The following is an 11,433-nucleotide window of genomic DNA, read 5'->3' on the forward strand; positions in this document are numbered from 1 at the left end:
TATAATATTGTGTATTTTTTAATCCCTATAAGCGGTTTGGGGCTGTCTCAAAGTTTACTTCGATATGGAGCCCTTTTGAATACAAAAGAAGAAAAAGATAGTTTGTTTCTCTATGTTTTAAAAAAAGGCCTACTAGCAACAGTTTTTTTAATCTTATTAATTATTGTTTTTAGTTTTTTCATTCCATTTAACTTTCCCAATACTCAAACTTATATCATTACCTTATCTTTTATTCTTATCCCTTCTTTTATTTTTGAAATAATCAGAGCTCAATTAAGACTCAATCACAATAATAAAACTTTTGCCTATACAGAAATTACGCATAGCTTGTTGTTATTCTTTAGTGTCTTTTTTTTAAGTAACTTTTTCAAAGAAATGGGGTATGCCATTGCTCTTTTAGTCCCCTCTTTATTAACATCTTTATTATATATAAAAAAACTTAATATTGATTTTAATAAAACAATAATCCTTTCTATCACAGATACTGCTTTTTGGAAATATGGCTTTTTTGCAAGTTTATCAAATGTTGCAACCCAACTCCTTTTTTCTATTGATTTAATATTAATAGGATATTTACTTTCTAATACAGAACTTGTTACTACTTATCGGTATATTTCTATCGTTCCGTTCAGTCTTTTGTTTTTGCCCCGGGCATTTATCGCCACAGACTTTGTTACTTTTACAGAGAAAATTTATGACAAACAGTACATCTTCAATTATATAAAAAACTACATGTTATTCTTCTTTTCTGTAAGTATCCTTTTATTGATATTTTGTAGCCTATTTGCGAATCAAATCATAGCTATTTTAGACAAAGGTTTCCTTCAATACTCTAGTTCTTTTTTAGTTTTGGTATTTGGAATTACTGGTATTTTTATTTTTAGAGGATTGTTTGGAAATCTATTATCATCCATCGGAAAAGCACATGTGAATTATTATATCGCAAGTTTTGGTTTGCTTATTAATATTGTTAGTAATTATTATCTAATTCCTAAGTACGGGATTTTGGGCGCTTCCATAACAACCGCTTCACTAATGTGGATCACAGGGATTCTGTCTGCACTTCTTTTTAGAGGATATTATAGGAACTTTTTTTCTAGATCCAACTCAACAAAAAATTAAGCCTTCAACATCTTTAACAGAAAAGGCAAATTATTATATTTCACTTGCTGATACTCCTCTGTTTTTGCTCCAAAGCTCATAAAGTATTTTGCAATAGATTGCATTGACGAACCCCCAAAATTAAATATTTCAAAACTCTTTTCGTATTTGTAAATGGCTCTATCTATAAGGAAGGTATTGGCGCCATTGTTTCTATTTTTAAAATCTGTTGAAGATATTAAAATTGAAACCCTCTTTTTGTCTTTAAGAAAAAAACCAGAAGCGATAAGGTTTTTTGAAGAATCGTAAATGGACAAAATCTCTCCTACATCTTTTTGAATACACGTATCAAGAAGATTTTTTAAAACAGTATAATCTTTATCTTGAATTTTTGAAGTTCTCTTCCCTACGTTATTTCGAAAAAGTTCAATCAACTTTTCTGAAGAGTCATTCCACTTTTCAGTTAACTTATTTTTTAATGCCTTTTGGAGATCTTTTTTTCGATCTTTTCTGTAATTTTTACAAACACTTTCATAAGCATCCTGAATTGATAATGTTTGTAGCTGTTTTTGTACCACAAAAGAATCCAGTTCTTGATCACTGTTTTCAGTATTCAATCTCAATTCTACATATTTGAATTTGGTAAAAAGAACTTCAGAAAAAGAACTGTAATCTACAGTCTTCTTCAAAGAAAATATCCCTAATTCTAATAGCCAAAGTGGTGGATATACATATTTTATTCCCAATTTTTTCCTCCAAGGCAAAGGCATCACCGCTTTATAATCATCTAACACCAATACATCCCAATGATCTGCAACGATGTCTAAATACCATGAAAAGGCGTAGATTCTAGATTGTATCGAAGATGCAATACAGTCATCATATTTTTCAACATGAAGCTCCTTTCGTTTTACGTAGTGTATCATTGTTTTGCGGTGGCAATTTTTAGCATCGATTCATACAACCTATACCATCCTTTCCAACGGGTGTAATTGCTTAAACTTTCGTTATGAAACAAGGTAATGAACAAGCCATCAACAGCTTTAACCTCATTTCTTAGATCTCTAATTCTACCCAAAGATTGCTTGGGGGTCAGTTTCATATAATCATTTAAAGTCGTATCCATCAAAGCAAACGGAAACACTTTTAAGGGAGTCTGTATCTCAAAATCTAAGTCATAAAAATAAAAAGGTGTACAAGTTCCTGCTCTAAATCCTACATTACTGGCATAACCCATGGAATAATCTTCTTCAATTTCTAAATCAATTAAATTCTGATAGGTTTCTGGCATACTAAAACGCAGGTAGTGTTGTCTTGAACGTTTTGTGGGCATGTTCGTAATGTCTTCCAAACGTTCTTTTTCTTTCTTTAAAAGAGAACTGTTTAGCATTGTGAAATATGAAGGATGTAGCCCCACACTGGCATAGTCAACAATAGATTTGATCAACAAACGAAATTTATTTTTTGAAGCAGAAACATTGGTGTCAAAAGTGGTGTAGTCAGCAATTAAGAAGAAAAATAAGGTATTTACATTGTATTTTTTTTTATGTTCCAACAACTTGTCAAAAGTATTGAAAGGATCTTTTTTGATATTCGAAAGCACAGCAAAACGATTGAAAAAACTAAAAAATTTAAGCTTATACAGATCATTCAAAAACCCTCCAACTGTCCTCAATAAACTTTTATGTTTGTAAGCAAAAGCGTTGTCTACATCGATGGTAGAAATGAATTCATAGTTTCTTTTACCGAAGGTGTAGTCCGGGAATTTTTCTTTAAAAAGCGCCAAGAATTTAGTCGCCCAAATATCAATTACGGGCTTTTCCAAGAATTGATGCTGGAACGCAAGACTCTGCTCGGCAGTAAACCTGCCGTGTATGTCTTTTAAATGGGGTAAATATTCTTCATAACGGCTGATTAAATAAAAACTTGCTGCAAAAATATCAAACGGAATGAAGGATTTTGAACCCACACTAAAAAAACACGGTACTGCATCCCATTTTGCTATATTGATTTCCAAATCATTTACGCCTTGCTCAAACAAGATTTCAGTACTACGTATAAAAAACTCAGATCCTAATGGCTTTTTGGTGTAGGACATTTTAGGACCATTGTGTGCAACAAAGTCTTCAATCTTTGAAGTAAAATCTACCGAAGCCATTAAGGTTCTGGTGAAAATATGCTTAAAAATATATCGAATTCTTGGAGTAACTTTATGAGTGTAAACGAGTATCAATTAACTGTTGTTTTTAGTAAATGCTATGAACTGTGAAATTATAAGATACCTTCATCAGCAAAGCTAAAATACGCTTTTTCAGTAATAATTAAATGATCTAATAGTTTAATGTCTAAAGTAATGCCAGCATCTTTAATTTTTTGAGTCAATTCTTTATCTGCAGCACTAGGTTCTAATTTTCCTGAAGGATGATTGTGACAGATAATAATGCCAACACAGGAAAGCTCTAAAGCTCTTTTGTAAAGCAAGCGCATATCGACAAGTGTGGCTGTTAAGCCTCCTTTGCTAAGAGCTTGTTTGGAAAGTACTTTATTTGAATTGTTAAGATATAAAACCCAAAATTCCTCATGCTGTAAATCGCCAATCAGCGGTTGCATTAACTCAGATACTGCTTTGCTACTGGTAATTTTTAAAAGGACTTCTGCAGTTTCGAGTTGCCTTCTTTTCCCCAACTCCAAAGCAGTGATAATAGCAATGGCTTTCGCGGGTCCAATTCCATGAAAAGAAGTGAGTTTCTCTACTGAGAGTTTTGCCAAGGCATTGATATTTCCCTGTACAGATGACAAAATTCTTTTTGCTAAGGAGACTGCACTTTCATTGGAACTTCCTGACCCTATTAAAATGGCAATCAACTCTGCATCAGAAAGGGCCATTTTTCCTTTTGCAACTAATTTTTCTCTAGGCCTATCATCTAAAGCCCACGACTTTATTGTGAGTTTTTCCATTGGAAAGTTTTTACTAAAAATACAAAAATCCTTCAAAAGCAGTTAAAAATTTATTTTTTCACCTTTTCTGCCAAACTCTTTTTTATCTTTGTAGGACATTTCTATATTTTAAATATGAAGATCATCATAGCTGGAGCTGGAGACGTAGGTTTTCACTTGGCTAAACTACTTTCATACGAATCTCAAGATACGTATATCATTGATTTTGACTCTGAGAAGTTGAACTATTTGAATAATCATTTAGATGTTATCACCAAAAAAGGAGATGCTACTTCTATCAAATTATTGAAAGAAATTGGTATCGATTCTGCAGACTTGCTGATTGCAGTTACAGATAGTCCAAATACCAATTTTACAATTTGTGTAATTGGAAAGTCATTGGGTGTTAAAAAAACCATTGCTCGAATTGACAACACCGAATTTTTAAATACTACAGAAATTAATTTCAAGGACTTTGGGGTCGATTTTATGATTTCTCCACAGGAGCTAGCTGCAAATGAAATTCAAATGCTGCTCAATCAATCTTCTTTTAACGATACGGTAGAATTTGAAAGTGGTCTTTTTAATGTAATGGGAACGGCTCTTACCTACAAATCTCCTTTGATCGATTTGACGGTAAAAGAAGCCAAAGAAAAATTTTCTGCCATTGACTTTATTACCATTGCCATCAAAAGAGAAAATGTTTCTCAAACCATCATTCCACGTGGAGACACTGTATATGAGATCAATGATCAAGTATATTTTTCTGTCCCAAATTACAGTATGAAAGATTTGTACCCGATCATTGGTAGAAAACAATTCAATATCAAAAATGTAATGATTTTGGGTGGAAGTAGTATTGGCGAAAAAACGGCAAGGAACCTTTGTGAAGACAATTTTCAAGTAAAATTAATCGAAAAAAATAAAGAAAAAGCTGAAGCCTTGGCAGAAAGCTTGAACAATACTTTAGTCATCAATGGAGACGGAAGAGATTTAGAGTTGCTTGAAGAAGAAAATATTCGAGAAACAGATGCTTTTATTGCTGTTACGGGGAATTCTGAAACCAATATCATGTCCTGTCTGGTTGCAAAATCTAAAGGAGTTAAAAAGACCATTGCACTGGTAGAGAATATGGACTATATAGACATCTCTCAAACAATAGGGATTGAATCTCTCATCAATAAAAAGCTCATTGCAGCAAGTAATATTTTTAGACACATTCGAAAAGGAGGCATTTTGGCCTTGGCGAATTTGCACAATATTGATGCGGAAGTTTTTGAGTTTGAAGTACAAGAAAACGCAAAAATAACAAAAAAACCAATTAAAGATTTGCGTTTCCCTAGAGAAGCCGTTTTTGGCGGAATCATTCGAGGTGATAAAGCATTGATGTCTTTTGGAAGTATGCAAATAATGGCAGGAGACAAGGTGATCGTTTTCTGTTTGCCAGAAGCCATCAGTACCGTAGAAAGTCTTTTTAAATAGGATGGGAACTCTAAACACAAAAATCATTTTTCGCTTTTTAGGTATCACAGCTGTATTGAACGGTTTTTTTATGTTCATCGCCTTTCCTTTTAGTCATTTTTATAACGAATCCGTTAAATGGGGAATCTTAAATTCGGGAATAATTACTGTTTTTATTGGTTCGTTGTTGTATTTCTCAAATAAACCCACAAATACAAGTATTCAAAAAAAGGAAGGCTATTTGATCGTAACCCTTGGTTGGTTGACACTTTCTTTAACAGGAATGCTACCCTATCTTTTATCGGGAGAAATCCCGAATATAACGGATGCTTTTTTTGAAACAATTTCTGGATATTCGACCACAGGTTCTTCCATCCTAACCGATATTGAATCCATGCCCAAAGGAATTTTATTCTGGCGAAGTATTACTCACTGGATTGGCGGTATGGGAATTATCGTCCTTACCATTGCCATTCTACCCCTATTAGGAATTGGAGGAATGCAGTTGTTTATGGCGGAAGCTCCTGGACCCTCTGCTGATAAATTGCATCCTCGAATTACAGATACCGCAAAGCGTTTGTACCTCATTTATGTGGTATTGACTCTGGTAGAATTCTTATTACTCAAATTGGCTGGAATGACTTGGTTTGATGCTATAAATCATGCAATGTCTACAGTGAGTACTGGTGGTTTTTCTACCAAAAATGCAAGTATGGCCCATTACAATCACCTACCTTTTGTTCAGTATATTGTCATCTTTTTTATGATGGTTGCTGGAACAAATTTCGTGTTGACCTATTTCGCCTTGAAAGGAAAAATTCAAAAAGTATTTCAAAGCGAAGAGTTCAAGTACTATATCCTTGGGATTATTGGAGTTTCTGCTATCGTTACAATCATTATTCTCTTTTTTCAAGACCCTGATTTACATACCAGCATTCAGCATCCAAAAGTATATGGTGAAAATGAGAGTGCTATTCGGCACGCCCTTTTTCAAGTGACCTCTGTAATTACAACTACTGGTTTTGTTTCTGCTGATTTTACTCAGTGGAGTTTTTTTGCCACTGGAATCTTTTTTGCGTTGTTTTTTACAGGAGGATCTGCAGGTTCTACCAGTGGAGGGATCAAAGTAATGAGGCATATCGTCATGTTGAAAAATAGTTTTTTAGAATTTAAAAAAGCGCTTCATCCCAATGCCATCATACCTGTACGATATGACGGCAAGGCGATCAACCATACCATTGTATTAAACATTATTTCGTTTTTTATTATCTATATGCTAATTTTTATAATGGCATCAGTAACACTGACACTTTTAGGACTCGATTTTGAAACTGCTTTGGGAGCAGCAGCCTCTTCTTTGGGGAATATTGGACCTGCAATTGGAAAGGTTAGTCCTGTAGATAATTTTGCGCATTTATCTGGAGCAGCCAAGTGGTTTTGCTCATTCCTGATGCTGATTGGGCGTTTGGAGTTATTTACAGTACTTATTTTATTTACTCCTTTTTTCTGGAGAAAAAACTAAGTCATTTTTTTATATACTTTTTAGAACGCTAAAAACTAAGTTCTCAAATTTCGCTCCTGTGTGTTTTTTTGGATTCATGCTAAATGTATATTTGTAACCCAATCTATGGAAAAAGTACTTCCTTAGCAATCTTACAAGCTAACGGCTTTGACTGTGTAGCAGATGATTTTTTCCTATCGATGCAAAAGAACAAGAAGTGTATAGCTTTCCTGCGGCAATTTCTGTTAAAAAAAATAGTGTAGAGCCCTTACTCCCTATGTATCCTGAATTGAAAAGCTCAGCTGAATATCATTTTGAGCGTTTGGGGAAAATTGTTCGGTATTTGCAACCCAACAATCACAATTATGCACAACATCTCCCCTGTAATGAGTTGGTATTTATAAAATATGAACAGAAAGCTTTATTACAGTTTTCAATAATCAATAATCAATAAGATTGATGCCTTTTCTCAATTAGTTCCCGATTCTTGGTTGTCACCCAAAAAAGAAAATGCCCAGGTGTTTCTAGATTGGTTTTCCAATTTACAATGTTACCAATTGACCTATTCAAATAATGAAGAGATGTTTCAAACTGTAGGAAAACTCTTCAAAGGAAACTAGCAGACCAGACGGATTGAAGAGGAAAATGTTTGGCATTACAGAATCTGTTTGACTTCTTCAAAATCCAGCCCTCCATAATTCCCAGAACTCATTAATAAAAGTACTGTATTTTTAAGATTTTCTGAAAATATAAAGTCCTTAAATTCTTGTGGGTTGGTATAGATAATTAAATCCTCTCGTTGAAAAGCAGCTGCAATTTGGATGTGAGTAACCTCTTCCAATTGTTTAATTTTTACAGCATGCGGAGAATAAAAAACCACTGCTTTGTCTGCAAACTTTAAAGCCCCTTGGTATTGAGCTAAAAAATCTGCGTTGAGACTTGAATAGGTATGCAATTCTAAACAAGCCAAAATCGTTCGTTCAGCATACTGTTTTTTAACAGCCTTCGTTGTGGCTTCAACCTTAGAAGGTGAATGCGCAAAGTCTTTAAAAACTACAGTTGATGCGTTTTCTGCAATTTTTTCTAAACGCTTGCTTGCACCAGAAAAACTGGCAATGGCTTCATAAAAATCATCCTCATCAACACCCATATGTTGGCAAATCCATTTTGCTCCTGCCAAATTTTGTAAATTATGGGTTCCAAAAATCTCTAAAGGCAAATCGCCTTCTGAAGTTTCTAAATAAGTAACTCCATTTTCAATATGGTGATTTGGGGTTTGATACGGATACTTTTGAATATGATTTTCTGAAGACTCGACCACTTCTTTTACAATAGGATCTTCTTCGTTGTACACCATAATTCCTCCGTGTACCATCGAGTCTGTAAAGATTTTAAACTGTTCTGTGTAGTTCTCAAAAGTTGGAAACACATTGATATGATCCCAAGCAATACCGCTTAATAAAGCAATATTGGGTTTGTACAAATGAAATTTTGGACGCATGTCTATGGGCGAACTCAAATACTCATCTCCTTCCAAAACGATAAAATCATTTTCTTGAGTTAAATGCACCATGGTTTCAAAACCTTCCAATTGTGCACCTACCATATAATCGACTTGCTTTTCATGGTAATTTAACACATGTAAAATCATCGAAGTGATAGTCGTTTTTCCATGAGATCCTCCAATTACAACTCGTGTTTTGTCTTTTGATTGCTCGTATAAAAACTCTGGGTAGGAATAAATTTTCAATCCTAATTCTTGTGCCTCCAGCAATTCTAAATTGTCTTTTTTTGCATGCATACCCAAAATAATCACATCTAAATTTGCAGTTATCTTTTCGGGAAACCAACCAAATTTTTCGGGTAATAAGCCATATTTTTCCAAACGAGATTTTGACGGATCGTGAATAGTATCGTCACTTCCAGAAACGCAATATCCGTTTTGATGGAGTGCAATTGCTAAATTGTGCATGGCGCTTCCGCCAATGGCTATAAAATGGATGTTCATGAACTAAGAAATTTTAAAAAAGTAAAAATACAAAAGCTTTGGATACTAAAAAGAGTATTATTCCCGTTTTATTGGAACAAAAAAAACAAGACAAATGAAACAAATACTCTTCATTTTTGGCTTTCTATTCTTGGCTGCCTTTTCCTCCAAAGCACAAGAATTTCCTAAAAATGCCATTGGTCTCCGCATTGGAACAAGTGAGGGTTTTGGTGCTTCAATTTCTTATCAAAGAAAACTAAAAGAAAGAAATCGCTTGGAAGTCAACCTTGGACTTCAAAAACTCAATGAATTAAAAGCATCAGGATTGTATCAGTGGGTTTGGAAATTGGAAAATCAATTCAATTGGTATGCAGGTATTGGTGCTGGCATTTATTCAACTTCTCAATCTTCTTTATTTTTAGCCAGTGGAATTGGAGTCGAATATCATTTCACCTCTCCATTTTTAATCGCTATCGATTTTAGACCTGAATTTTCTTTAGATCAAGGAATTGGATTTCAGTCTGAAATTGCAATTAGTATGCGCTATCGATTGTAATTCGCCTTTATTTTTTTTCATCCAACACCACTCTTGAGGGCGTGTCTTTTCCGTTGATAATACTTTCAGTTCCTTTTGCTACCGCTTGAATGGTTTGTGCAATTACCATCATGTTCAATGTTTCTGCTTCGTCAGAGACTTTGTGGTAATCTTTATCAACATCGATCGGTGTTGTTGAAAAGGTGTGTGATGGGACTCCCAATCTTGCCAAAGAAGCATTATCCGACCTGAAAAATAAATTAAATTTTTTGTACGGATCAGGAAATAATTGATAGCCTGTCCCCTCTAGATTCCGCTGAATGATTTGCCCAAAATCGGAGCGTTCAAAGCCTGTCAACCATGCTGTGTTGGGACCAAAACTTGGAGTTTTCCCAATCATTTCTAAATTGATTCCCGCAACAAAAGCACTGGCATTGATTCCTTTTCCAAAGTGCTTCGAACCAATCAATCCCATTTCTTCTCCTGTAAAAGCAACAAAAACAATGGTTCGCTCATTGGATGCTTTGTTTTTAAAATACTCAGCCAAGGTTAAAACTCCAGTCACTCCAGATGCATCATCATTGGCACCGTTATAAATACTGTCCAATTCCCCTTCCTTTTGTCGAATTCCCAGGTGGTCAAAATGGGCAGAAATTACTACATATTCATCTTTTTTACCATTCCCTTCTAAAACGCCAATAATATTGCTAGCTTGAATTTCCTTCTTGGTTCGTTTATTTTGAAAACGAAAGGTTTGTCTGTAGGTTTCTAAATCTTGAAAAGTAGAAAGTCCAATTCTTTTGAATTCATTTTCGATATAAACGGCAGCTTTTTCGATCCCTGGAGTACCCGTTCTACGCCCTTCCATTGCATCGGAAGCTAAGGTATACAGGTGTTTCTTTACAGAACTGGAGTCTATCTGAAAGATTTCTAGGACAGGGTTACTTGTCGTTGTTTTTTGATTGTTCTTACAAGAAAACAGAATTCCAAAAAAACAAATGACTAGCGCAAATTTTTTCATTATAAATTGATTTTTAAAGCATAAAGATAGCTAAATTAATTTCGTATTTTTGTGGAAAATATCAAGACATGATTTTATCTGAAATTCCAAATATAAAACACACCAAGGCTAATAATTTCTTTTTATTGGCAGGTCCTTGTGCGATAGAAGGCGAAGAGATGGCCTTACGAATTGCTGAAAAGATCCTTACAATTACAGATAAATTAGAAATTCCATTTATTTTTAAAGGAAGTTTTAAAAAAGCCAACCGAAGTAGAATTGATAGTTTTACAGGAATTGGCGATGAAAAAGCCTTGAAAATTTTACGAAAAGTCTCTGAAACATTTCATGTTCCTACGGTTACAGACATTCACGAAGTTGCAGATGCTGAAAAAGCCGCAGCCTATGTAGATGTGTTGCAAATTCCTGCATTTTTAGTGCGTCAAACAGACTTGGTCGTTGCCGCTGCAAGGACTGGCAAAGTGGTCAACCTTAAAAAAGGACAATTCATGAGCCCTAGCGCAATGAAGCATGCTGTTCAAAAAGTGATTGATGCTGGGTCACACAAAGCATGGATCACCGATAGAGGAACTATGTTTGGATATCAAGACATGATTGTAGATTTTAGAGGCATTCCAGAAATGCGAGAATTTGCTCCGACTATCTTAGATGTAACTCACTCGCTCCAACAACCAAATCAAACCGCAGGTGTGACGGGTGGAAGACCAGAGATGATCGAAACAATAGCTCGAGCAGGGATCGTAAACAATGTTGATGGTTTGTTTATTGAAACGCATTTTGACCCTGCAAATGCAAAAAGTGATGGTGCAAACATGTTGCACATTGACAATCTTGAATCTCTTTTAAGCAATTTAGTTGCCATTCGCAAAACGATCAATCAGTTTTAAGGT

10 protein-coding genes are annotated in these 11,433 nt (G+C 34.6%); 5 read left to right on the plus strand and 5 right to left on the minus strand.

Going from position 1 to position 11,433, the window contains the following annotated elements; genetic code table 11:
* Nucleotides 1–9 precede the first annotated feature (9 nt).
* Nucleotides 10–1,122 (plus strand): polysaccharide biosynthesis C-terminal domain-containing protein, encoded by a 1,113-nt coding sequence (locus RRF69_RS03105; protein ID WP_316940515.1) that lies wholly within the window; start codon nucleotides 10–12, stop codon nucleotides 1,120–1,122.
* Here RRF69_RS03105 and RRF69_RS03110 read toward each other — a convergent pair.
* The 3 genes from RRF69_RS03110 to radC are packed head-to-tail and all read right to left on the minus strand — an operon-like array spanning nucleotide 1,119 to nucleotide 4,059.
* Nucleotides 1,119–2,027: a hypothetical protein gene (locus RRF69_RS03110; RefSeq protein WP_316940516.1), complete on the minus strand. Its 909-nt coding sequence runs from the start codon at nucleotides 2,025–2,027 to the stop codon at nucleotides 1,119–1,121. The two genes, RRF69_RS03105 and RRF69_RS03110, sit on opposite strands and share 4 nt — an antisense overlap.
* Nucleotides 2,024–3,334 carry a polysaccharide deacetylase family protein gene (locus RRF69_RS03115; protein WP_316940517.1) on the minus strand — a complete coding sequence of 437 codons (1,311 nt, stop codon included), beginning with the start codon at nucleotides 3,332–3,334 and terminating at the stop codon, nucleotides 2,024–2,026. The genes RRF69_RS03110 and RRF69_RS03115 overlap by 4 nt, the downstream gene beginning before the upstream one ends.
* 38 nt (nucleotides 3,335–3,372) lie before the next feature.
* Nucleotides 3,373–4,059: a RadC family protein gene (radC, locus tag RRF69_RS03120; protein ID WP_316940518.1), complete on the minus strand. Its 687-nt coding sequence runs from the start codon at nucleotides 4,057–4,059 to the stop codon at nucleotides 3,373–3,375.
* Between the two features lie 114 nt (nucleotides 4,060–4,173).
* Here radC and trkA point away from each other — a divergent pair, with 114 nt between their 5' ends.
* Nucleotides 4,174–5,520: a Trk system potassium transporter TrkA gene (gene trkA / locus RRF69_RS03125; RefSeq protein ID WP_316940519.1), complete on the plus strand. Its 1,347-nt coding sequence runs from the start codon at nucleotides 4,174–4,176 to the stop codon at nucleotides 5,518–5,520.
* Between the two features lies 1 nt (nucleotide 5,521).
* Nucleotides 5,522–7,021, plus strand: a complete 1,500-nt coding sequence (locus RRF69_RS03130) for a TrkH family potassium uptake protein (RefSeq protein WP_316940520.1) — start codon at nucleotides 5,522–5,524, stop codon at nucleotides 7,019–7,021.
* Between the two features lie 634 nt (nucleotides 7,022–7,655).
* Here RRF69_RS03130 and RRF69_RS03135 read toward each other — a convergent pair.
* On the minus strand, nucleotides 7,656–9,008 hold the full coding sequence (locus RRF69_RS03135; protein WP_316940521.1) for a UDP-N-acetylmuramate--L-alanine ligase: 1,353 nt from the start codon (nucleotides 9,006–9,008) through the stop codon (nucleotides 7,656–7,658).
* A gap of 94 nt (nucleotides 9,009–9,102) precedes the next feature.
* Here RRF69_RS03135 and RRF69_RS03140 point away from each other — a divergent pair, with 94 nt between their 5' ends.
* On the plus strand, nucleotides 9,103–9,543 hold the full coding sequence (locus RRF69_RS03140) for a hypothetical protein (RefSeq protein ID WP_316940522.1): 441 nt from the start codon (nucleotides 9,103–9,105) through the stop codon (nucleotides 9,541–9,543).
* 7 nt (nucleotides 9,544–9,550) lie between these two features.
* Here the strand turns inward: RRF69_RS03140 and RRF69_RS03145 are convergent, their stop codons facing one another.
* Nucleotides 9,551–10,543, minus strand: a complete 993-nt coding sequence (locus RRF69_RS03145) for a M28 family peptidase (RefSeq protein ID WP_316940523.1) — start codon at nucleotides 10,541–10,543, stop codon at nucleotides 9,551–9,553.
* Between the two features lie 68 nt (nucleotides 10,544–10,611).
* On the opposite strand from RRF69_RS03145, the gene kdsA reads away from it, so the two are divergent.
* Complete coding sequence (kdsA, locus tag RRF69_RS03150; RefSeq protein ID WP_316940524.1) at nucleotides 10,612–11,430, plus strand: 3-deoxy-8-phosphooctulonate synthase; 819 nt, start codon at nucleotides 10,612–10,614, stop codon at nucleotides 11,428–11,430.
* The last annotated feature ends 3 nt before the right edge of the window (nucleotides 11,431–11,433 follow it).

The sequence above is a fragment of the Polaribacter sp. HL-MS24 genome, assembly GCF_032758595.1.
In the GTDB taxonomy this organism is placed as follows: Bacteria; Bacteroidota; Bacteroidia; order Flavobacteriales; family Flavobacteriaceae; genus Polaribacter.

Excerpts from the sequence above, each read along its gene's own strand:
- trkA (WP_316940519.1), top strand. The coding sequence starts at position 4,174 with ATGAAGATCATCATAGCTGGAGCTGGAGACGTAGGTTTTCACTTGGCT.
- RRF69_RS03130 (WP_316940520.1), top strand. The coding sequence starts at position 5,522 with ATGGGAACTCTAAACACAAAAATCATTTTTCGCTTTTTAGGTATCACA.
- RRF69_RS03135 (WP_316940521.1), bottom strand. The coding sequence starts at position 9,008 with ATGAACATCCATTTTATAGCCATTGGCGGAAGCGCCATGCACAATTTA.
- RRF69_RS03140 (WP_316940522.1), top strand. The coding sequence starts at position 9,103 with ATGAAACAAATACTCTTCATTTTTGGCTTTCTATTCTTGGCTGCCTTT.
- RRF69_RS03145 (WP_316940523.1), bottom strand. The coding sequence starts at position 10,543 with ATGAAAAAATTTGCGCTAGTCATTTGTTTTTTTGGAATTCTGTTTTCT.
- RRF69_RS03110 (WP_316940516.1), bottom strand. The coding sequence starts at position 2,027 with ATGATACACTACGTAAAACGAAAGGAGCTTCATGTTGAAAAATATGAT.
- radC (WP_316940518.1), bottom strand. The coding sequence starts at position 4,059 with ATGGAAAAACTCACAATAAAGTCGTGGGCTTTAGATGATAGGCCTAGA.
- kdsA (WP_316940524.1), top strand. The coding sequence starts at position 10,612 with ATGATTTTATCTGAAATTCCAAATATAAAACACACCAAGGCTAATAAT.